The sequence below is a fragment of the Streptomyces sp. SL06 genome (genome assembly GCF_058244745.1).
In genome coordinates this window covers 4,132,293-4,153,187 of the sequence record NZ_JBSYOT010000002.1, presented here as the reverse complement: position 1 = coordinate 4,153,187, position 20,895 = coordinate 4,132,293, and the positions used below count along the sequence as shown (strand labels likewise).

The window sequence follows — 20,895 nt, the reverse complement described above, 5'->3', positions numbered from 1 at the left end:
GGCACTCAGGCGGCCCCGAGCGGCGGCGTCGGGCGGCGGCGGATCACCAGGGCCAGCAGGGCCGCCGCCGCGCACAGTGCGCCGGAGGCGTACCAGACGACGTTGTAGGAGCCGAAGGCGTCGCGGGCGGCGCCGCCGAGGAAGGCGACGAGGGCGGCGCCGACCTGGTGGGAGGCGAGGACCCAGCCGAAGACGATCGCGCTGTCCTCGCCGTAGTGCTCGCGGCACAGGGCGAGGGTGGGCGGGACGGTGGCGACCCAGTCGAGGCCGTAGAAGACGATGAAGAAGATCATCGGCGGACGGACCTCGGGCGCGAGCAGCATGGGCAGGAAGAGGAGCGAGACGCCGCGCAGGGCGTAGTACACGGCGAGCAGGCGGCGCGGTTCGAAGCGGTCGGTGAACCAGCCGGAGGCGACGGTGCCGACCACGTCGAACACGCCGATGACGGCCAGCAGCGAGGCGGCGGCCGTCAGCGGCATGCCGTGGTCGTGGGCGGCGGGCACGAAGTGGGTCTGGATCAGGCCGTTGGTGGAGGCGCCGCAGATCGCGAAGGTGCCCGCCAGCAGCCAGAACGGTCCGGTGCGCACGGCGGAGAACAGGACCGCGAGGGTGCGCCGGGCGGCGCCGGGCACGGGGGCGGGCTTGGGCACGAACTCCTCGGCGCCGTACGGCTTCTGGCCGACGTTCGGCCGGGTGGTCGTGCAGCAGGAGCCAGACGAAGGGGATGACGGCGAGCGCGGCCAGGGCGACGGTGACGGCCGCCGGCCGCCAGTCGTACGTCTCGACGATCCAGGACAGCAGCGGCAGGAAGATCAGCTGCCCGGAGGCGGAGGCGGCGGTGAGGACCCCGGTGACCAGGCCGCGCCGCTCGGTGAACCAGCGGTTGGTGACGGTGGCGGCGAAGGCCAGGGCCATCGAGCCGGAACCGAGGCCGACCAGCAGGCCCCAGCACAGGATGAGCTGCCAGGCGGAGTCCATCCACACGGTCAGTCCGGAGCCGAGCGCGATCACGGCCAGGGCGACGGCGACCACCCGCCGGATGCCGAAGCGGTCCATCAGCGCGGCGGCGAAGGGCGCGGTCAGCCCGTAGAGCGCGAGGTTGACGGAGACGGCGGCGCCGATCGTGCCGCGCGACCAGCCGAACTCCTGGTGGAGCGGGTCGATGAGGATGCCGGGCAGCGAGCGGAAGGCGGCGGCCCCGATGATCGTCACGAAGGTGACGGCGGCGACCCACCAGGCGCGGTGCGTCCGGCGGCGCGGTCGGGCGGGTTCCGGCTGGTGCAGGGGTGCTGCGGCTTCGGTTGTCTCGGTCACGCCGTCGAGCATCCGCCGCGGGAGCCGCCCGATCGAGTGGCCCGAAAGACAGGGTTAGCTAGGATCGGGCCATGACACCCGATCGCCCGCTCCCGGCCGCCGACACGGACCAGCCGCACCGCGCCGACCGCCCGCACCGCGTCGTCGTGCTCGCCCTCGACGGCATCCTGCCCTTCGAGCTGGGCATCCCCCAGCGCATCTTCGGTCTCGCCAGGGACGAGCGCAGGCGTCCCCTGTACGAGGTGGTCACCTGCTCGGTCCGGGCGCCGGGGCCGGTCGACACCGACGCCGACTTCGCGATCGTGGTCGGGCACGGCCCGGAGGCGCTGGCCACCGCCGACACGGTCGTCGTCCCGGCCTCCTACGAGCTGGGCCCGGTCTACGAAGAGGGCCTGCTGACCGAGGAGTTGGCCGCCGCGCTGACCCTCGTCCGGCCCGGCGCCCGGCTGGTCGCGATCTGCACGGGCGGGTTCGTGCTGGCCGCCGCCGGGCATCTGGACGGCCGCCCGGCGACCACGCACTGGGCCTCCGCCGAGCACTTCCAGCGGCTGTTCCCGAAGGTGCGGGTGGACGCCGACGTGCTGTTCGTCGACGACGGCGACGTGCTCACCTCGGCCGGGGTCGCGGCCGGGATCGACCTGTGCGTCCACATCGTGCGCCGGGACCACGGCACGGCCGTCGCCAACGACGTGGCCCGCCGCACCGTCGTACCGCCCCATCGGGACGGCGGGCAGGCGCAGTACATCGAGCGGCCGGTGCCCGATCCGCAGCAGTCCTCCACGACCAGCGCCCGCGCCTGGGCGCTCGGCCGCCTCCAGGACCCGATCCAGCTGCGGGACATGGCCGCCCAGGAGGCGATGTCGGTACGCACCTTCACCCGCCGCTTCCGCGAGGAGGTCGGCGTCAGTCCGGGCCAGTGGCTCACCCGGCAGCGGGTCGAACGGGCCCGGCATCTGCTGGAGTCCACCGCCCTGTCCGTCGACCAGGTGGCCCGCGACGCGGGTTTCGGCACGGCCCAGTCGATGCGGCAGCATCTCCAGGCGGCGCTCGGGGTCACGCCGACCGGGTACCGGCGGACGTTCCGGGCGGAGTTTTCCACAGCCTGTGGACAGTAGGAGGCCGCCCCCGGGACTTGCCGGTCGGCGGCGCGGCGCTGTCCGCCCCGAGCACGGCATCGCGCGCCGCCGCCCGACTCCGGCGCTCCCGCCCGGCTCCCGTCGCCCCCGAGGGAACCGCCGCCGACATACGACCCACACTCGCCAAGGGCTCCGTCACCGAACCCTCGTCGTCCCCTCGCGGCGAATCGTTGCCTACAAGCGTGAGGAAGCGGTCACGATCCGTCAACCGGCCCGGGGTTGTTCATCCCTTATGTCCGGGTTCGCGAAGGACGCGCACGGAAGCACACCCGGCGCACTGCCGCATCGCCCCGGGTGAGTACAGAGCCTCGTGCACCCCGCGCGGCACACGTCGCCGGGCCCGCTACACGACTTCGTACGTGAACCCCCCGTACGCCACCGCGCCACCGTCGCCGCCGCGGACCGGCACGGCGTCCTCGCGCTCGGCGCAGCGGTCCAGTTCGCACCAGATGCGCTTGCCGGTGCCCTCCCGGCTCCAGCCCCAGCGGTCGGCGAGACCGTCGACGAGGGCGAGGCCCCGGCCGCCCGTCGCCTGGCCGTCCACACAGCGGGGCACCGGGGCCCGGTCACTGGCGTCGTCCACTTCGAGGCGGACGGTGGCCTCCCCGGTCCCCTCGCTCACCGCGCCCGGCAGCACCAGCCGCAGCACGGCCGAACAGCCGGTGTGCACCACGGCGTTGGTGACCAGTTCGGAGACGATGAGGACCAGCGTCTCGGCAATGGGCTCGTCGGACCGTATCCCCGAACCGGCGAGCCGCGAGCGCGCCCACCGCCGGGCACGCCCCACTTCCGAGGGGTCGGGTCGTACCTCCAGCTGCACTTGAAGCACCTGCACCGCTCACACCATCCGAACCGGCGGACACAAAGGCTCGCGCCTCATGAGGGCCACGATCGTAGCCATAGCCAACATGACCAGAACAACGGCCGGGGAAGGGATCACGGAACGTGAATCCCTTGCGAGACAGCATGGTTGACGTTCCGTCACCGCAACAAGCGCTTCAGGCATATTCCAGCGCGAAGGAGTACCCGTGCGGCATACTGTGCGACGCCCGATCCGGGAAGTCGAACGGACGGCGGCCAACGGCCCCTCCGCCCTGCGGGGCAAGGCGCGCGCCGTCGGTTCCGGGGCCGCCCCGGGGGCGACGGCGGCACGGTCGGCGCTCGGAGGCACTCGCATCCACCACAAGGTACCGGAGCGTGGCACCGACTCCGGTCCGTGACGGGTCACATGGCGGACACAACCCGGTATCAACGCTCTGTGACGCTCCTGCGCCACGATCCGCGACATCCGCGCGGGAGGTCCGGAGCTACGCGGACAGGGACCGCGGCTCGTCCCCGGTCGCCGAGGCGAGGTCGGGGTGGCAGTCGAAGAGCCGGCGCACTCCCAGCGCGCCGAGGACGCGGTTGACGTGGGAGCCGTCGGCGGCTCCCTGGGCCGGCAGTATCAGGCGCAGCCGGCCCTGGCAGGAGCGGATGAGCCGCCGGGAGGCGATGAGCACGCCGACGCCGCTGGAGTCGCAGAACAGGACCTCGGAGAGATCCAGGACGAGGCTGTGCCGCCCCTCGGCCACTTCGTCGTGCACGCGCTGCCGCAGCACCGGCGACGTCACCAGGTCCAGTTCGCCCGACACCTGGAGCACGGCCCACCGGCCCCGCTCGCCGCCGGTCACATTGAACGCCACCACCATGCCCTTCATTCGCCGTACGTCTGGATTCACCCGAAACGGAAGACATACTTACGCTTCCTGGGCGCGCGCCTGCCCAGCGGCCGTTCCCGCAAACGCCCGGTCGAAAACGGGGTTCGATCAGAAGAGGCTTGTTTCAGACGGTTTCGATCCTGTTCGGTCGGATCTGATCGCACCATAGGGGGTGGGCGAGGCGTTTATCACCTGCGCCCCCTCGGGGGCGCGCGTTGGCACAAAGGGGCGTGCGGCGCCGGACATGCCGACTACATTCTGGGAAGCGGTGGCCGCAGGCTGGTGAACCGGGACGGACGGGAGGTGGCGGGGCCGCATGGCGAAAAGGGACGTACCACCGCGCTGGGACCGCAAGATGCAGCAGCGACTCGCGCGCGGCGAGGCCGCCGCCCTGGGCGAGCTGTACGACCGGTTCGCCTCGCTCGTGCACGGTCTGGCGCACCGTGTGCTCAATGACGAGCGGGCCGCCGACCGCATCACACGCGACGTGTTCGCGTACGTCTGGGAGTATCCGGACACCTACGACCCCCGGCAGGGCCCGCTGCGCACCTGGGTGGCGACGCTGACCCACCGTTTCGCCGTGCGGCGGCTGCGCGCCACGGAGACGGCCGCCCTCGCCCTCGGCGGTCCCGGCACCGCCGAGGAGCTGGAGAGCAAGGTGCGCCACGCCTCGGTCGCCGCCCGCGCCGACTACATCGTGCAGTCCATGCCGGCCCCGCTGCGGGACGCCCTGGAGCTGGCCTACTTCCAGCGCCGCGACTACCGCCAGACCGCCGCCGACCTCGGCGTCACGGAGGACGAGGCCCGGCGCCGCCTCCGGCTGGGCCTCCAGCTCCTCGCCACCGCCCGCGACGCCGGCACCGCCCCGGACCCGCCCGGGACTCCGCCGGAGTACGGGGGTGCGGCGTGAATGGCCCGTACGAGGAGCACGAGGACAAGGACGGCCGCGGCCGGCTCTGCGACGGCTTCGGTGCCGCCGGGGCCGCCGGGGCCCCGTACGACCACGGCGGCTCCGCGGCGCGCGTACCGCTGCCGCGGGCGCCCGTCGAGGACGACGCCCGGACACCGCCCGAGGTGGTGCCTGCCGTGCTGGAGCACCAGGTGCTCACCTCGCTGCTCGGGGCGTGGGCGCTGGCCGCCTGCTCGCCGCAGGAGGCGGCGGCCGTCGAGGCGCACCTCGGGGAGTGCGAGGCCTGTGCCGAGGAGGCGCAGCGCCTGCGCGAGGCCGTCGGGCTGCTCCAGCGCCCGGAGAACCTCGATCTGGACCCCACCCTGCGCACCCGCGTCCTGGACGGCTGCCTGGAGCGGCGGGCGCCGGTCATCCCGGTGCCCGAGTGGGCCACGCCCTACGACGCCGAGGCGGCGCGGCTGGACGCGCTGCTCCAGGACATCGGGGACGCCGAGTGGCACGCGCCGGTCCGGCTGCGCTGGTTCGAGGCCGACGGCGCCGCGAACCGCCGTACCACCGTCGCCGGGGTCATCGCGCATCTGCTGACGGTCGACGGGATGGTCGCGGTCTCCCTGGGCCTGGCCGACCCGCTGGGCGACATCAGCGCGCCCACCGCGGCACCGGCCGGCCGCACCGAGGCGTACTGGAAGGCCTCGCACCGTCCGCCCAGCCGCGCGGTGCGGGTCCCCTGGCGCGAGCAGAGCCACGGCATCGTCCGGACGGTGTCGTTCACCGACGACGCGGGCGGGATGCCGGTCTCGTACGGCGACTTCGAGCTGCCCCTGCACGACGCGATGCTGGACCGGGCGTTCGAGTGCTGGGTGCACGCGGAGGACATCGCGGACGCGGTGGACTACCCGTACGAGCCGCCCTCCGCGCGCCATCTGAACCGCATGATCGACCTCGCGGCCCGGATGCTGCCGGGCGTCCTGGCGGCCCGCCGCCGGGCCGGGCTGAGCGCGCCCGGCGAGCGCCGGCACCTGGTCGCCGCCGGTGCGCCGGGGCGCAGTCTGCGGCTGGAGATCGAGGGTTCGGGCGGCGGCGAGTGGCTCATCCCGCTCGACTCCCCCGCGGCGGTGGGCTCCGCCGACCACGAGGTGGCCCATGTCGCGCTGGACGGGGTGGAGTTCTGCCGGCTGGCCGCGGGCCGGGTGCCTCCGGCGGAGGCCGTGGCGGGGCAGGTCGGGGACCGGGAGGCGATCCGGGACGTGCTGTTCGCGGCGGCGAGCCTGAGCCGGATGTAGGGGGTGGGCCCGGATTCGTCGGCGACCGCGGGTGCGTGGGGGGGGCCGTTCGCGCAGTTCCCCGCGCCCCTTGAGGTACGTGCCCCGAAGGGGCGCGGGGAACTGCGCGACAAGCCACCGACTGCCCCGGCCGCCGACGGGACGGAACCCCCGGGCTGCTAGGCGAAAACGACCGTACGACGCCCGTTCAGCAGAATCCTGCGCTCCGCGTGCCACTTCACGGCCCGCGCCAGCGCCTGGCACTCCACGTCCCGCCCGATCGCGACCAGCTGGTCCGGCGTGACGTCGTGGCCGACCCGCTCGACCTCCTGCTCGATGATCGGCCCCTCGTCGAGGTCGGCCGTCACATAGTGCGCGGTCGCGCCGATCAGCTTCACGCCCCGCGCGTGCGCCTGGTGGTACGGCTTGGCGCCCTTGAAGCTCGGCAGGAAGGAGTGGTGGATGTTGATGATCCGCCCGCTGAGCTGCTTGCACAGGTCGTCGGAGAGGACCTGCATGTAGCGGGCCAGCACGACGAGTTCGACGTTCTCCTCGCGCACGATCTCCAGGAGCCGCGCCTCGGCCTCCGCCTTGGTGTCCCTGGTCACGGGAATGTGGTGGAAGGGGACGTCGTACGACCCCACCAGCTCGGCGAAGTCGGTGTGGTTGGAGACCACCGCGGCGATCTCCACCCGCAGCGCGCCGGTCCTGGCCCGGAAGAGCAGGTCGTTCAGGCAGTGCCCGAACCTGCTGACCATGAGCACCACGCGGGTCTTCTCGTCGGCCCGGTTGATCTGCCAGTCCATGTGGAAGGAGTCGCCGATCGCCGCGAAACTGGCGCGCAGCTTGTCCACGGTCACCGGCGCCTCCGCCGAGAAGTGGACGCGCATGAAGAACAGTCCCGTGTCGTGGTCGCCGAACTGCTGGCTGTCCTCGATGTTGCAGCCGGTCATGAACAGGTAGCTCGACACGGCGTGCACGATGCCCTGCTTGTCGGGGCAGGACAGGGTGAGGACGTACTGGTCGGCCGGGGCGGCGGGCGCGGAGGACTGCTCGTTCATGCGGGACAGGGTCCCACACCGGGGCCCGGTGACCGAGCGCCGTCCCGGCAGTCGGACCCCGGCCGCCCGCTCAGGCCGACCGGGTCAGGATCTGCAGCACCTCCAGCGTGCGCGGCTCCGTCTCCGGGTCCTCGCCGTCGCTCGTGGCCAGCCGTACGTGCGCGTCGCGCGCCGCCCGCACCGCCTCCGGCCAGTCGGGGTGGTCGAGGTAGGCGTGCACCGGCGCGTCCGGACCCACGTGGTGCATGATCCGCAGGACCCGCAGCACGGCGGTGTCGACAAGCGCCGCCTCCTGCGAGTCGCGGAAGACCGTGCCCACGTACTTCTCGGCGGACCAGTGATCCAGCCAGGTGTCCTCGACCAGCCGGTACACCGCGTCGGTGACGTCCCCGTAGCCGTCCACACCGGCCAGCCAGACGTCCCGCTGGAAGGCGGGGGCGGAGAGCATGTGGAGCGCGGAGCGCACCTGGCTGCGCCAGCGCCACCACGGCATGTCGTTGAGTGGCATGCCGCCCATGGTGGAGGAGCGACGGCCGCGACGGGAAGAGTTCTCCGAACCTTGCACGGTCGTCGATCGTACGTTCCGCTCTGCGCGCACCTCATCGGCCCCCGCAATTCACCTCCGCGTCACCACGTGTTGACCCCAAGTCACTTCCGGGTTGGCCGGGTGGGGGAATCGTGCGGGTGCATGACCGGCAGGCGACCCATCCGCAGCACGTTCCCCGACGGCCTCCGCGACCGTACCCGGGCCCTTCGCACCACCGCGCTGTCCGCGGGCGCCCTGGTGGCGTGTGCGTCGCTCGTCGCCGGCTGCGGGGTGGTCCCCGGCACCAGCGCGGACTCCGGGGACGACACGATCACCGTCATGACCTGGGCGCCGCAGGACACCGGCGCGACCGACAAGCCCGGCATGCCCGCCTTCGCGCAGGCCTACGCCCGCTGGATCAACGACCGGGGCGGCATCGGCGGCCGCAAGCTCAACGTCCTGACCTGCAACGACCACAACAACGGCGTGGACGCCGCGAAGTGCGCCCGCCGGGCCGTCAAGGAGAACGCGGTCGCCGTCGTCGGCTCCTACAGCCAGCACGCCGACTCCTTCTTCACCGTCCTCGAGGGCGCCGGCATCCCGTACGTCGGCGGCTACGGCATCACCAACAAGGAGTTCACCAGTCCGCTGTCGTACCCGGTCAACGGCGGACAGCCGGCGCTGCTCGCCGGCCTCGGCAGCGCGCTGGCCGGCCCGTGCGGGCCCGTCACCCTCGTCCGGCCCGACACCATCACGGGCGACCAGCTGTCCGTGCTGCTCGACTCGGGGCTGACCTCGGGCGGGCACGAGCGCTCCCACGACCAGCGGGCGGCGGAGGACGCCACCGAGTACGACGGCCAGTCCGAGCAGGCGCTGGGGCGCTCGGCCGGCGACGCGGACGAGCCGGGGTGCGTCGTGCCCGTCCTCGGGGACCGCACCGGCACCTTCATGGACTCCTTCCGGCGGGCCCGCGCGGACCGTTCCGGCATACGGACGGCGACCGTGCTCGGCAGCGTCGACCAGAGCACGGTCAACGCGAGCGGCGGGGCGTCCGGCCCCTACGAGGGGGCGTACGTCACCGGCTGGTACCCGCCGGTGAACGACCCGGCCTGGGACGGGATGAAGAAGGTGATCAAGGAGGAGGCGTTCGGCGACAACGACATCGACGAGGCGGACGCCGGGGTGCAGACGACCTGGATCGCGTACACCGTCCTCAAGGAGGTCGTCGAGTCGCTCGGCGACGGCGCGGTCGACTCCGGCACGGTCAGGCGGGCCCTCGACGGCGGGCTGAGGGCCGACACGGGCGGACTCACGCCGACCCTCCAGTGGACCTTCGCGGACAAACTGGCCTCGGTCGGCTTCCCCCGCCTGGTCAACACCGAGGTCACCCTCCAGGTCGTCCGTGACGGCCGCCTGGTCTCGGCCCGCAAGGGCACCGTGGACACCGTCCGCATCCTCCGGAACGCCGACGTGCTCTGACCGAGCCGCGACGGCGGGCACACGGGCCGCTCGCCCCGGCCCTCCCCGCCCCGCCCCGTGTGTCAGAGCTGGGTCGGCTGGCGTTCCGTGAGGCCGTACTGCTTGGCTATGGCGTTCCAGAGTTCGGCGGCCTTGGCCTTCTCCTGGCTGGCCGTGCCGCTCTCCCGGTTGCCGGCCAGGGTCTGGTCGGTGGTGCGGGCCTGGCCCTTGCGGCAGCCCTTGCGGCCGGCCGTCTGGTCGGCCCAGGCCGCGTAGTGGTTGTCGGCCGACGCCGAGGCCTGCCACGCCTTGGTGAGGGCGGTGGTCAGCTCGGTGTGCCGGGGCAGCTGGTCCACGGACAGCTGGGAGAGGCTGTTGACGAGCCCCGTGCGCTGCTTGGCGGCCTCGCGCAGGTCCTTGGCCGCCTGGGGCAGGTTGTCGCAGGACTTCACGTTCCCCACGGCGTTGATCACCGTGCTCCGGCCGGTGCCGCTCTCGGCCAGCAGCTTGTCCAGCTCGACGGCCTGCTCCCGGACCGGATCGGCGGACGGCGTCTGCGGGGCCGAAGCGGACTCGGAGACCGGGGCCGTGGCGGACACCGTCTGGTTGGCGTCCTTGTCGTCCTCGCCGCCCCCGCCGGCCATCATCGCGCCGGCTCCGACACCGACGACGGCGATGCCCACGCCCACGGCCGCCAGAAGCGGCACACGCGAACCGGTGCGCCCGCCCCGGCCTCCCCGGCCGCCGCCGTCGTTCCCGCGCCTCCTGCTGCCGCCACCGCCGCCTCCCGGGCCCTGCGGGGCGTACCCGGAGGGGTCGGCGGGGCGCTGCGGCTCGTCGAAGCGGGGCATCTGCTGGGTGGCCGCGGCCGGGCCGTCGGCGCCCGGCGCGCCGCGGAAGAGGCTGTCGAACTCGGCGGGCGGCTGCCGCCCCTCGTCACCGCCGGGCGCGGCACCGTACGGGGCGCCGGCCGGGCCGCCGGGCACGGGCGCGATGAACTGGGTGGGCTCGGCGTCCGGGTCGGGCGCCGGCTGCGCGGGGTACTGCGGTGCCCGGCCGAGGAACCGCGTCGACTCGGCGTGCGGCTCGGCGGGGCTCTCCGGAGGCAGCGCCCCCGGTCCCACGGGGGGTATGTACTGCGTCGCGCCCTCGTCGGCGGGTATCCCGACCGGCGGCAGGTACTGCGTGGCGCCCTCGTCGCCGGGCGGCGGCGGGGACGCCTGGCCGTACTGCTGCTGCTCGTAGGGCGGCCGGGAGCCGTAGGACTGGCCGCCGTACGCCGGGGGCTGCGCGTCCTCCGGGGGCAGCGGGCCGGGGCCCGCCTGGGGCGGCGGGGCGCCGTGCGGCTGCGGGCCGTCCTGCGCGGGCTGCCAGGCCTGCGCGGCGGGCTCCGAAGACCCCCAGGGCTGGGCGGTGGACGGCGCGGCCCACCCCTGCTCCGGGGGCGGGCTCTGCTGCTCGGGGCCCCACGGCCGGTCCCAGGCCTGGCCGTCGGGCGGCGCCGAGGCGGGTACGGGCCGGCCGGCCTGCGGGGCGGCGGGCCCGCCGGGCGGACCCGGCAGCAAGGGCTCGCCACCGTCCGAGGGCAGCACGATGCCTTCGTGCGCGAACCGCGCCGAGGGCTCCTCGCCCTGTCCACTCTGCGTCACCGGGACTCCTACGAATGGGGGACCTTCGGAATCGTCGGCTCACGCTACCGGGTCCCCGGAGCCCACTGCCACGCCGCAGGGGCGTGCACTCCTTCCCTGTGACGGCGGTAACAAAACCGGGCGGCGGCACGGTGTTCGTCTCCCTGCCCGCCCACCGTGCCGCCGGCCGGGGCCCGTTCAGGTGCGCGAGGGGCGTCGGCTCACGCCGCGGCCCGCAGATCGAGCCGCGCCCCGAACTCCCTGACCACCGCTTCCTCCCGGTACGGCTCCAACCGCGCCTGGAAGTCCTCCAGGTACTCGGCGCCCCGGTTCGAGCGCAGCGTCGCGAGGAGTTCCACCGCCTTCGTCGCGGTGGAACAGGCCTGTTCGATCTCGCGCTGCTGCACCTGCGCAGTGGCCAACAGCACATGTCCGATGGCCCGTCGGCGGGCCCGCGACTCGGGATGCCCGTCCAGGGACTGCCGCGCGTACCGCGCCGCCGCGTCGGCCTGCCCGAGGTCACGGTGACAGTGCGCCAACTCGTCGGCGAGGTAGGCCTGGTCGAAGTGGGCGATCCACACCGGGTCGTCCCCCGAGGCGGGATCGGCCGCCTCCATCGCGCCGACCGCCCGCCCGGCCGCCTCGTGGGCCGCCCGTACGTCGCCGAGGAGCGCGTGGCCGCGGGCCTCGGCGGCGTGGAACATCGCCTCCGCGCGCGGTGTGACCCGCCCCCGCGCGCCCTCCTGCGCCGCCCGCGCCAACTGCGCGATCTCCCGCGGGTTTCCGAGCTGCGCGGCCAGGTGGCTCATGGACGCGGCGAGCACATACCCGCCGTATCCGCGGTCGCCGGCCGCCTGCGCGAGCCGCAGCGACTGGATGTAGTACCGCTGGGCGAGGCCGGGCTGGCCGGTGTCGACGGCCATGTACCCGGCCAGCTCGGTCAACCGGGCGACCGTGGCGAACAGTTCCCGCCCGACCGCCTCCCGGTAGGAGCCCGCCAGCAGTCCGGAGACGACGCTGTTCAGATAGTGCACGAGCACCGGGCGGACATGCCCGCTGCCGTACTGGTGGTCCAGGTCCACCAGCGCCTGCGTCATCGCCCGCACGGCCGCCACGTCGGACCGGCCCACCCGCGGCCCGGCCGAGCGCGACACCTGCGAGTCGGGGGCGGAAATCAGCCAGTCCCGGCTGGGTTCGACGAGCGCGGAGGCGGCGACGGAGGAGCCGGACAGGAAGTCCCGGCGCCCCACGTCGCTGCGCCACAGCTCGCAGACCTGCTCGATGGCCCCCAGTACCGTCGGCGAGAACTGGAGACCGACGCCCGAGGCGAGGTTCTTGCCGTTGGCCATGCCGATCTCGTCGATCGTGACCGTGCGGCCGAGCTTGCGTCCGAGCGCCTCGGCGATGATCGCCGGTGCCCGGCCCCGCGGTTGCTGCCCGCGCAGCCAGCGGGCCACGGAGGTCTTGTCGTACCGCAGATCGAGACCGTGCTCGACCCCGCACATGTTGACCCGGCGGGCCAGGCCCGCGTTCGAGCAACCCGCTTCCTGAATGAGCGCCTGCAGTCGTTCGTTCGGCTGCCGCGCGACGAGAGGCCTTGCGGCCATGGCGTAACCCCCATGCGGTCTCATGCGGTCCCGATGCTGTCCCGGCGGACGAGAAGATCCGGCTGGGAAGATCAATGCCCCGTCGATGTGCCGACAATGCGAGACTTGCGAAGCTTGCCTGTATTGCCGGGGTGACGGTCGCCGCCGGCCCCAGACCTGGCTACCCAGCTCCCACGGCGAATCCTCCTGCGCGCCCCCACGTATGCACCCATGCGCCCCGAATGCGGCATCGGTGCCCCTCCCCCGCGCGCAACGGAAGGCGCGGGCCCCGTAACCCCCGGTGGGCGCGGGAGTTGAGTCCCACGTGGAAGAGACCATCCCGGGCACCGAAGCCGCCCAGATCCCGCGGCAGCGCGGAACATCCCTACTGGAGACCGCCGTACGCTATGCCGAGGAGCGCCACTGGGACGTGCTCCCCGGCACCTGGGTGGAGGCCGCCGACGGAGTGCGGCAGTGCTCCTGCGGGAACCCCGACTGCCCCGCCCCCGGGGCGCACCCGCCGCGCGAGGACTGGGCGGTCCGGGCGACGGGCAGCGCGACCGTCGCCCGCCGGATGTGGCAGCAGCAGCCGTCCGCGTCGATCCTGCTGCCCACGGGACGCACGTTCGACGCGATCGACGTGCCCGAGAGCGCGGGGTTCCTGGCGCTCGCCCGCATGGAGCGGATGGAGCTTGCGCTCGGCCCTGTGACCCTCGCGCCGGACCGGCGGATGCGGTTCTTCGTCCTGCCGGGGGCCGCGGTGAAGGTGCCCGATCTTGTGCGGCGGCTCGGGTGGTCGCCCCGGGCTCTGGATCTGGCCGTGCTCGGGGAGGGCGCGTACGTGGCCGCGCCGCCCACGCGGTACGGGCTGTGGGGGGCCGTGCAGTGGGTCCGCCGGCCCACCGCGGCGAACCGGTGGCTGCCGGACGTGGAGGAGTTGATCTCGCCGCTGGCGTACGCGTGCGGCAGGGACCGCTAGGCGCGCCTCTTCGACTGCCCTGCCCTGCCCTGTCCTTCCGCCGCCGTTCCCCGCGCTCCTTCGGCGGCGCCGCTCCCCCGTAGGGTGCATGGGAACGGAGGGAGACGTGGTGAGTGCGAGTGCGGTGCGGGTGCGGGGGCTCTGGAAGCGGTTCGGTCAGCAGGTCGCCGTGGGCGGGATCGACCTGGAGCTGCCCGCGGGCAGGTTCATCGGGCTCGTCGGGCCGAACGGGGCGGGGAAGACCACCACCTTGTCCATGGTGACCGGGCTGCTGCGGCCGGACCAGGGATCCGTCGAGGTGGTCGGGCACGACGTGTGGCGCGATCCGGCCGAGGTGAAGGCCAGGATCGGGGTGCTGCCCGAGGGGCTGCGGCTGTTCGAGCGGCTGTCGGGGCGGGAACTGCTCGGCTACACGGGCCGGTTGCGCGGGCTGCCCGGCGCCGAGGTCGACCGGCGGGCCACGCAGTTGCTGGACGTGCTGGACCTGGCCGGGGCCCAGCACAAGCTGGTCGTCGACTACTCGACCGGCATGCGCAAGAAGATCGGGCTCGCCTCCGCGCTGCTGCACAATCCGGAAGTGCTCTTCCTGGACGAGCCGTTCGAGGGCGTCGACCCGGTCTCCGCGCAGACCATCCGGGGCGTCCTGGAGCGCTACACCGCCTCCGGCGCCACCGTCGTCTTCTCCTCCCACGTCATGGAGCTGGTGGAGTCGCTGTGCGACTGGGTGGCCGTCATGGCCGCCGGCCGCATCCGCGCCACCGGCCCGCTCGCCGAAGTGCGCGGCGAGGCGCCCACGTTGCAGCAGGCCTTCCTCGAACTCGTCGGCGCCGGCAGCCGGGACGCCGGGCCCGACCTGGACTGGCTGGGCGGGGGGTCGCGATGAGCGCGCCGGCCACGCCCCTCATGTCCGCCGCGTCCGGTCCGCCCGGCCCGTCCGCCGCCGGCACCGCCTCCGTCACCTCCGTCTTCGTACGGCTGAAACTGTCCCTGCTGCGCAACGGACTGCGGCAGTCCGGCGGCCGGCGGGCCGCCTACATCGCCTCGGCCGTCGTCTCCCTGTTCTTCGCCGCGCTCCTGCTGGTCGGCCTGGTCGCGCTGCGCGGCCACGCGCACGCGGACGCGCTGGTGATCCTGCTGGCGGCGGTGCTGGGCCTCGGCTGGGCGGTGCTGCCGCTGTTCTTCCCGAGCGGCGACGAGACCCTGGACCCCACCCGCCTGGTGATGCTGCCGCTGCGGCCCCGCCCGCTGGTCCGGGCCCTGCTCACGGCCTCGCTCGTGGGCCTCGGACCGCTGTTCACGCTGTGCGTGTTCGCCGGCTCCGTGGTCGCGGTCGCGCACGGCGGGGCGGCGTACGCCGTCGGCGCCGTCGGGGCCGTCCTCGCGCTGCTGGTGTGCGTGACCCTCGCGCGGACGGTGGCCGCCGCCAATGTGCGGCTGCTGACCAGCCGCAAGGGGCGCGACCTGGCGGTGCTGAGCGGACTGTTCGTCGCGGTCGGCGCACAGCTCGTCAACTTCGGCGCCCAGCGGCTCGGTTCGTCCGGTCTCGGGCAGCTGGACACACCGGCCGACGTGCTGCGCTGGATCCCGCCGGCCGCCGCGATCGGCGCGACGGACGCGGCGAGCGACGGGTCGTACGGCGTCGCGCTGGCCCAGCTCGCGCTGACCGCGGCGGCCCTGGTGCTGCTGCTGCGGGTGTGGTCGCGCCATCTGACGCGGCTGATGACCACGCCCGACGGCTCCACGCTGCAGAGCGACGCCCGGCCGGTCCGCGAGCGCGGCTCGTCCGGCCTGGCCCGGCTGCTGCCGCCCGGCCGCACCGGCACCACCATGGAGCGCACCCTGCGCTATGGGTGGCGCGACCCCAAGACCAAGGCCGCCTGGGTGACCTCGCTGGCCATCGGCCTGATCGTGCCGGTGTTCAACGCCTGGCAGGGCACCGGCTCGGTGTACTTCGCCTGCTTCGCCGCCGGAATGCTCGGCATCCAGATGTTCAACCAGTTCGGGCAGGACACGTCCGCGTTCTGGATGGTCGCGATGACGATCTCGTCGCCGCGGGACGCCTACGTCGAGCTGCGCGCCCGCGCGCTGGCGCTGCTGCTGATCACCCTGCCGTACGCCACCCTCGTGACCGTCCTGACCACCGCGATGCTCGACGACTGGCGGACCCTGCCCGAGGCGCTCGGCCTGTCCTACGCACTGCTCGGCGCGCTGCTGGCGGCCGGCGCGTGGACCTCGGCGCGCTTCCCGTACTCGATCCCGCAGGAGGGGTACAAGAACATCGCCCCCGGGCAGGCCGGGCTGGCCTGGATCTCGATCTTCGGCGGGATGGCGGGCGCGGCCCTGCTGTGCGCTCCCGTGATCGCGCTGACCATCTGGCTGAACGTGAGCGCGGGCGCCGGCCGTGGCTGGCTGCTGCTGCCGGTGGGCGCGGTGTACGGCGCCGCGCTGACGCTGCTCGGCCTGCGGCTGGCCGCGCCGCGCACGTCGCAACGGCTGCCGGAGATCCTCTCGGCGGTCAGCAAGGGGTGAGGCGGCCCGTGCGGGGCCCGGCGGCGCTCAGGCGTCCCTGAGCGTGTCCAGGAACGGTTCGATGGCCGCCCGCCAGGCCTCCGGCTGGTCGTAGTGGACGAGGTGGCCGGCGTCGGCGACCTCCGCGTACTGGCCGCGCGGCAGCACCCGGACCATCTCCTGCGCCTCGGCGCGGCCCAGCTCGCCGTCGAGGCCGCGGACGACCAGGGTCGGGCAGCGCACCTGCGCCAGCTCCTCCCAGTGGGCGTCGTACACCCAGGTCTCGCGGGACCTGAGCATCTGCTCCGGCTCGAACACCGGCCGCCAGCCGTCCGGCGACTCGGACATCACCTCGGCGTAGAACTCGCCCCTGGCCGGATTGGGACGCTCCACCCACGGATCGTCCTCGCCGAACCACTTGCGTACGTCGGCGAGCGTGGCGAACGGAACCGGCCAGGCGCGGAACCACTCGGTCCAGGTGTGCTGCGAGGCGGCACCGAGCGCCGAGGCCCGCATGTCGCAGATGATCAGACCGCGGACCAGGTCGGGGCGTTTGGCGGCGAGCTGCCAGGCGGTCAGCGCGCCCATGGCGTGGCCGATCAGGACGGCCGGGCCGAGGCCGAGCTGCTCCAGGGCGGCCTCGACGTCCTCGACGTAGGCCTCCCGGGTGTAGGACGCCCGCGGGGGCTTGTCGCTGCGGCCGTGACCGCGCTGGTCGAGGGCGACCGCCCGGTGGCGGGCGGAGAGCCAGCGGGCCGTGGGCGCCCAGTGCGAGGCCCGCCCCATCAGACCGTGCAGTAACAGCACGCCCGGAAGCCCTCCGGGGCCGTCCGCGGGGGGCGTGCTCCGCGTCCGGTCGGTCTTGGGAGGGTCCCCGAACTCCCAGGCCGCGAGGCGTACCCCGCCCGCGCCGGTCACGTCGATGCGCCGCGCCATGGATCCTGGCACCCCCAAGCTCCGCTCGGACCGTCCGCCCCTGCCGGGCCGGCCGGTCCTGTGAACCGTGTCCTGCCTGCCGTGCCTTGCCGTTCCCGCCGCCCTGCCGACGGCCGCTCGCAGAGTATCGAATGCCTATTCGAAAAATCCGTCCCAGTGGGTAACAACCCTCAATCGAGTGACACCCCTCGGGGATTGATCGCCGCCGCCCGGGGGAGATCTCCAACGGGAGGCGGACCGCTCGGGGAAAACGGTCCGACGGGATTGACCCTGAGAGCTCGGGGCTCCGGGTCAGCACAGGGGAGGACAGGCCCCGGCGCCGCAAGGCGCCGGGGCCCTCTCCGTCTCTCCGGCACGTTCTCCCCCTCTCCGACCGGGCGACATCCCTGTCAGGCCACGGCCAAGAGCCCCTCCCTCATACGCCTCACGCCACAGCCTCGCACGGGAAGCGCCCGAGCGCTGCGATTCGGCGTACTGAGACCCGGAATCGACGGGATCCACGCGGTACGCCCCTCCCGTCCGAAGGCCGGGGCGGGACGGCCCGGGAGCCGGTCCGCTCAGCGCTTGGCGACGAACACGTGGGAGGCGGTGTCCGCCTCCAGCTCGGCCGCCTCGCCGCCGCTGCCCACCAGCACCCCGCCCGCCGACTCGGTCACGCTCACCACCGAACCGGGCTGCACACCCGCCCGGCGCAGCGTGTACATCAGCTGCGCGTCCGTCTGGATGGGCTCGCCGATCCGGCGCACGACGACCGTCTTGCCCTCGATCCCCGGGTCGAGATCGGCCAGCGAGACCATGCCCACGTCCAGGAACGGATCGGCGGCGTCCGTCTCGCCCAGCTCCTCCAGGCCCGGGATCGGGTTCCCGTACGGCGACTCGGTCGGGTGCCGCAGCAGCTCCAGAACGCGGCGCTCGACGGCCTCGCTCATCACGTGCTCCCAGCGGCACGCCTCGGCGTGCACCTGCTCCCACTCCAGCCCGATCACGTCGACGAGCAGGCACTCGGCGAGCCGGTGCTTGCGCATCACCCGCGTCGCCAGCCGCCGGCCCTCCTCGGTCAGCTCCAGGTGGCGGTCGGCCGCCACGGACACCAGACCGTCGCGCTCCATGCGCGCCACCGTCTGGCTCACCGTCGGGCCGCTCTGGTCGAGCCGCTCGGCGATCCGGGCGCGCATCGGGACCACACCTTCCTCCTCCAGCTCGAGGATGGTGCGGAGATACATCTCCGTGGTGTCGATCAGTCCGGACATACGTGCCCCTTGATGAGATTGCCGAGGGCTACGGCCCACCGGCTCGTGCGCTGGCCCTGAACCCAATTCTGACGCATACCACCGACAAGCGTGCCTCGCCGCCGAAAGCCGGGCCCGCGGCCCCCGTCCCGCCGTATTGACACCGCACTGGTCCAGACCGCACCGTGATCCGCGACGCAGCCACACCGAAGGGGCCCCGCATGAGCGACCGCAAGCCGGCCGGCCAGTACCTCGACGCGGCGATCGACCTGCTGCGACGCGTCCGCGACGAGGAGGCCGAGACCATCGGGGCGGCCGGCACGCTGCTCGCCGACACCGTACAGAACGGCGGGCGGCTCTTCGCCTTCGGCGCCGGTCACTCCTCGCTCGCCGCCCAGGACGTGGTCTACCGCGCCGGCGGACTCGCCCTGATGAACCTGCTCACCGTGCCCGGCGTCGTCGGCGTCGACGTGATGCCCGCCACGCTCGGCTCCGCGCTCGAACGCGTCGACGGTCTCGCCAGTGCCGTACTGGCCTCCTCCCCGCTGCGCGAGGGCGACGCCCTGGTGATCGTCTCCCTGTCCGGGCGCAACGCCCTGCCCGTGGAGATGGCCGTGAACGCCCGCGCCCTCGGCGTCCGGGTCATCGGCGTGACCTCGGTGGCCTACGCGTCCGAGACGGACTCCCGGCACGTCTCCGGCACCTTCCTCAAGGACCACTGCGACATCGTGCTGGACTCCAAGATCGCCGTCGGGGACGCGGAACTCACCCTCGACACCGTCCCGGCGCCCTTCGCGCCCGCCTCCACGGTCGTCACCAGCGCCCTGCTCCAGGCCGTGATGGCGACGGCGGCCGGCACCCTCGCCGAGCGCGGCGTCGAACCGCCGCTGCTGCGCTCGGGCAACGTCGACGGCGGCCACGAATGGAACGGGCGCGTGCTGGACGAGTACCGGGACCGCATCTTCTACCGGCGCTGAGCGGCCCGCGGACGGCACCGCGCGCCCCCTGCCCGGCACCACGCCGCCGCCCCGCTACCGCTTGTCCACCGCGCCGGCCAGGTCCAGCGCCGTCGCGATCCGGACCGCCACGTCCTCGGCGTACATCGCGTCGGACCGCTCGAACGCGCTCCGCCCCCCGCTGCGCAGGAACGTCACGACGCCGAGCGTCCGCCCCCGGCTGCGCAGCACCGCGCACAGGCCGTGCACCGTGTCCGACGGCCACTGGCGGGCCTCGGCCCACGCCCGCGCCTTCTCGGCAGGCACCGGCCGGACCCCGGCGCTGGCCCGCACCGAGCCCACCCGCTCCACGCACTGCACCGCCGGATGCGACTCCCCGTAGCGCACCGGCATCCCGGACGTACCGGACGGCACGCTCGGACCCGGCGCGCCGGACGGCGTGGCCACGACCCGGACCAGCCGGACCGGCTCCGCCTCGTCGGTGTCCACCACCGAGCCGCCCACGACCCGGTCGATCAGCGCGTGGTCGGCGAACCCGGCGAGCGCGAAGTCGAGATGGACGACCGCCGCCTCCGCCGGGTCCTCGCACTCGGCCGCGGCCCGCGCCGCCCGGTGCAGCTGATTGGCCCGGAACCGCAGCAGAGCCGCCTCCTGCTCGCCCTGCTTCCACTCCGTGACGTTCCTGGAACAGCCAGCCGACGCCCAACGGCACCGGCTCCTCCGCGAGCGGCGAGGCCAGCCGCACGAACCCGCTGCGCCAGCAGCGGCGGCGCTCCCCCTCCGGGGTGCGCACGCTCACCCAGACCTCGGCGGGCGCGGGCGGCGTCCCCTCGGCCAGGACGTGCGTCAGCGCGTTCTCCACCTCCTCGACGCCCTGGACGAGCAGGTCGCCGAGCGGCCGCCCCAGCACGGAGGCGCGCCCGGCCCCCAGTGCCCGCGCCGCGTGCGCGTTGACCACGGCCGGGCGCAGGTCCGCGTCGACCAGGACGACCCCCCAGCTCGCGTCCTCCAGCAGGGCCTCGCTCAGCGCGATGGAGCGCTCCAGGTCGATCTGCGCGTGCACCTCGCTGAACGCGCAGTACACCCCCGCGGGCTTCCCGTCGGGACCGCGCACCGCCGCGGACTGGGTGCGCACCAGGACCCGCCCGCCGTCCTTGGTCAGCAGCGCGAACTCGTTCACCTGGCGCCCCGGGGCCCGCATCGCGGACAGCAGCCGGTCCTCGACCTCACCGGCGTCCGCCCTGCGCACGGCCCACCCCGCGAAGCCCTGCCGGCCCACGGCCTCCTCCGCGCTCCAGCCGAGGATCCGCTCGGCCTCGCGGTTCCAGTGGGTGACGACGCCGTCCGCGTCGAAGGCGCACAGGGCCGCGTCCATCCCGTCGAGCAGCGCGGCCAGCAGGTCCGCGCCGTCCCGCTCGGGCTGTTCCGGCTCGTCCGGCCCCAGCTCGTCGGTGGCCCCACTATGCCGGGAAGCACTCACCTGGACCCCCTGCGCGCTGTGTCCGCCGTACCGTACGTCGGTTCGCTCACTGGCCTTCATTCAACTCGAACGTGATGCAGCACACACCGAGTTCCCGCAAGTTCGCGGAAATCGTTGTACTGCGGAAACCCGGCCCACGGGACAGCGGGGGCGAATCGGATCGGAAAACCGATTGATCGGTGCCCGGCCGCTTCTTATGGTGGGCCGTACACGAGAAGGGAGGTGGTTC

Annotated in this window: 16 protein-coding genes and 2 pseudogenes; 8 read left to right on the top strand and 10 right to left on the bottom strand. The window is 73.7% G+C overall.

Annotation, left to right across the window (positions count from 1 at the left end):
• Positions 1-5: 5 nt before the first annotated feature.
• Positions 6-1,314 (bottom strand): annotated as a pseudogene (locus tag AC4IHM_RS19030) (MFS transporter).
• Positions 1,315-1,385: 71 nt separating this feature from the next.
• Between AC4IHM_RS19030 and AC4IHM_RS19025 the strand changes: the two are divergent.
• The gene (locus AC4IHM_RS19025; RefSeq protein ID WP_490868212.1) at positions 1,386-2,429 is read left to right on the top strand and encodes a GlxA family transcriptional regulator; all 1,044 of its coding nucleotides are present in this window, start codon (positions 1,386-1,388) and stop codon (positions 2,427-2,429) included.
• 364 nt (positions 2,430-2,793) lie between these two features.
• On the opposite strand, the gene AC4IHM_RS19020 is transcribed toward AC4IHM_RS19025, so the two are convergent.
• Both AC4IHM_RS19020 and AC4IHM_RS19015 read right to left on the bottom strand, forming a co-directional pair.
• Positions 2,794-3,270, bottom strand: a complete 477-nt coding sequence (locus AC4IHM_RS19020; protein ID WP_490870869.1) for an ATP-binding protein — start codon at positions 3,268-3,270, stop codon at positions 2,794-2,796.
• Between the two features lie 487 nt (positions 3,271-3,757).
• The gene (locus AC4IHM_RS19015; protein WP_490870868.1) at positions 3,758-4,138 is read right to left on the bottom strand and encodes an STAS domain-containing protein; all 381 of its coding nucleotides are present in this window, start codon (positions 4,136-4,138) and stop codon (positions 3,758-3,760) included.
• A gap of 325 nt (positions 4,139-4,463) precedes the next feature.
• Here AC4IHM_RS19015 and AC4IHM_RS19010 point away from each other — a divergent pair, with 325 nt between their 5' ends.
• Entirely contained in the window at positions 4,464-5,057 is a 594-nt protein-coding gene (locus tag AC4IHM_RS19010) for a sigma-70 family RNA polymerase sigma factor (protein WP_490868211.1), read from the top strand.
• Positions 5,054-6,340 (top strand): zf-HC2 domain-containing protein, encoded by a 1,287-nt coding sequence (locus tag AC4IHM_RS19005; protein WP_490868210.1) that lies wholly within the window; start codon positions 5,054-5,056, stop codon positions 6,338-6,340. The genes AC4IHM_RS19010 and AC4IHM_RS19005 overlap by 4 nt, the downstream gene beginning before the upstream one ends.
• 158 nt (positions 6,341-6,498) lie before the next feature.
• On the opposite strand, the gene purU is transcribed toward AC4IHM_RS19005, so the two are convergent.
• A complete protein-coding gene (purU, locus tag AC4IHM_RS19000) occupies positions 6,499-7,380 on the bottom strand; it encodes a formyltetrahydrofolate deformylase (protein ID WP_490868209.1) in 882 nt (293 codons plus the stop codon).
• A 70-nt stretch (positions 7,381-7,450) separates the two neighbouring features.
• Complete coding sequence (locus AC4IHM_RS18995) at positions 7,451-7,897, bottom strand: SCO4402 family protein (protein WP_490868208.1); 447 nt, start codon at positions 7,895-7,897, stop codon at positions 7,451-7,453.
• A gap of 171 nt (positions 7,898-8,068) precedes the next feature.
• Here AC4IHM_RS18995 and AC4IHM_RS18990 point away from each other — a divergent pair, with 171 nt between their 5' ends.
• Positions 8,069-9,385, top strand: a complete 1,317-nt coding sequence (locus tag AC4IHM_RS18990; protein WP_490868207.1) for an ABC transporter substrate-binding protein — start codon at positions 8,069-8,071, stop codon at positions 9,383-9,385.
• A gap of 62 nt (positions 9,386-9,447) precedes the next feature.
• Here AC4IHM_RS18990 and AC4IHM_RS18985 read toward each other — a convergent pair whose 3' ends face one another.
• Together AC4IHM_RS18985 and AC4IHM_RS18980 are read right to left on the bottom strand one after the other, a co-directional pair.
• The gene (locus AC4IHM_RS18985; protein ID WP_490868206.1) at positions 9,448-11,013 is read right to left on the bottom strand and encodes a hypothetical protein; all 1,566 of its coding nucleotides are present in this window, start codon (positions 11,011-11,013) and stop codon (positions 9,448-9,450) included.
• 200 nt (positions 11,014-11,213) lie between these two features.
• Complete coding sequence (locus AC4IHM_RS18980) at positions 11,214-12,599, bottom strand: NsdA family TPR-like regulatory protein (RefSeq protein ID WP_490868205.1); 1,386 nt, start codon at positions 12,597-12,599, stop codon at positions 11,214-11,216.
• Between the two features lie 304 nt (positions 12,600-12,903).
• On the opposite strand from AC4IHM_RS18980, the gene AC4IHM_RS18975 reads away from it, so the two are divergent.
• The 3 genes from AC4IHM_RS18975 (at position 12,904) to AC4IHM_RS18965 (ending at position 16,086) form a co-directional block, all read left to right on the top strand.
• Complete coding sequence (locus AC4IHM_RS18975) at positions 12,904-13,557, top strand: bifunctional DNA primase/polymerase (RefSeq protein ID WP_490868204.1); 654 nt, start codon at positions 12,904-12,906, stop codon at positions 13,555-13,557.
• A gap of 88 nt (positions 13,558-13,645) precedes the next feature.
• Entirely contained in the window at positions 13,646-14,440 is a 795-nt protein-coding gene (locus tag AC4IHM_RS18970; RefSeq protein ID WP_490868203.1) for an ABC transporter ATP-binding protein, read from the top strand.
• Positions 14,437-16,086 carry a transporter gene (locus AC4IHM_RS18965; protein WP_490868202.1) on the top strand — a complete coding sequence of 550 codons (1,650 nt, stop codon included), beginning with the start codon at positions 14,437-14,439 and terminating at the stop codon, positions 16,084-16,086. Before AC4IHM_RS18970 ends, AC4IHM_RS18965 begins: the two co-directional genes overlap by 4 nt.
• 27 nt (positions 16,087-16,113) lie before the next feature.
• Here AC4IHM_RS18965 and AC4IHM_RS18960 read toward each other — a convergent pair whose 3' ends face one another.
• Both AC4IHM_RS18960 and AC4IHM_RS18955 read right to left on the bottom strand, forming a co-directional pair.
• Complete coding sequence (locus tag AC4IHM_RS18960; RefSeq protein WP_490868201.1) at positions 16,114-17,001, bottom strand: alpha/beta fold hydrolase; 888 nt, start codon at positions 16,999-17,001, stop codon at positions 16,114-16,116.
• Between the two features lie 557 nt (positions 17,002-17,558).
• Positions 17,559-18,251 carry an iron-dependent transcriptional repressor DtxR gene (locus AC4IHM_RS18955; RefSeq protein WP_490868200.1) on the bottom strand — a complete coding sequence of 231 codons (693 nt, stop codon included), beginning with the start codon at positions 18,249-18,251 and terminating at the stop codon, positions 17,559-17,561.
• Positions 18,252-18,451: 200 nt separating this feature from the next.
• Here AC4IHM_RS18955 and AC4IHM_RS18950 point away from each other — a divergent pair, with 200 nt between their 5' ends.
• Positions 18,452-19,207 carry an SIS domain-containing protein gene (locus AC4IHM_RS18950; RefSeq protein ID WP_490868199.1) on the top strand — a complete coding sequence of 252 codons (756 nt, stop codon included), beginning with the start codon at positions 18,452-18,454 and terminating at the stop codon, positions 19,205-19,207.
• 54 nt (positions 19,208-19,261) lie between these two features.
• Here AC4IHM_RS18950 and AC4IHM_RS18945 read toward each other — a convergent pair.
• Positions 19,262-20,666: pseudogene (locus tag AC4IHM_RS18945) on the bottom strand (PAS domain-containing protein).
• Positions 20,667-20,895 lie beyond the last annotated feature (229 nt).

Excerpts from the sequence above, each read along its gene's own strand:
- AC4IHM_RS18955 (WP_490868200.1), bottom strand. The coding sequence starts at position 18,251 with ATGTCCGGACTGATCGACACCACGGAGATGTATCTCCGCACCATCCTC.
- AC4IHM_RS19010 (WP_490868211.1), top strand. The coding sequence starts at position 4,464 with ATGGCGAAAAGGGACGTACCACCGCGCTGGGACCGCAAGATGCAGCAG.
- AC4IHM_RS18960 (WP_490868201.1), bottom strand. The coding sequence starts at position 17,001 with ATGGCGCGGCGCATCGACGTGACCGGCGCGGGCGGGGTACGCCTCGCG.
- AC4IHM_RS18990 (WP_490868207.1), top strand. The coding sequence starts at position 8,069 with ATGACCGGCAGGCGACCCATCCGCAGCACGTTCCCCGACGGCCTCCGC.
- AC4IHM_RS18950 (WP_490868199.1), top strand. The coding sequence starts at position 18,452 with ATGAGCGACCGCAAGCCGGCCGGCCAGTACCTCGACGCGGCGATCGAC.
- AC4IHM_RS18995 (WP_490868208.1), bottom strand. The coding sequence starts at position 7,897 with ATGGGCGGCATGCCACTCAACGACATGCCGTGGTGGCGCTGGCGCAGC.
- AC4IHM_RS18970 (WP_490868203.1), top strand. The coding sequence starts at position 13,646 with ATGGGAACGGAGGGAGACGTGGTGAGTGCGAGTGCGGTGCGGGTGCGG.
- AC4IHM_RS18980 (WP_490868205.1), bottom strand. The coding sequence starts at position 12,599 with ATGGCCGCAAGGCCTCTCGTCGCGCGGCAGCCGAACGAACGACTGCAG.
- purU (WP_490868209.1), bottom strand. The coding sequence starts at position 7,380 with ATGAACGAGCAGTCCTCCGCGCCCGCCGCCCCGGCCGACCAGTACGTC.
- AC4IHM_RS19015 (WP_490870868.1), bottom strand. The coding sequence starts at position 4,138 with ATGGTGGTGGCGTTCAATGTGACCGGCGGCGAGCGGGGCCGGTGGGCC.
- AC4IHM_RS19025 (WP_490868212.1), top strand. The coding sequence starts at position 1,386 with ATGACACCCGATCGCCCGCTCCCGGCCGCCGACACGGACCAGCCGCAC.
- AC4IHM_RS18965 (WP_490868202.1), top strand. The coding sequence starts at position 14,437 with ATGAGCGCGCCGGCCACGCCCCTCATGTCCGCCGCGTCCGGTCCGCCC.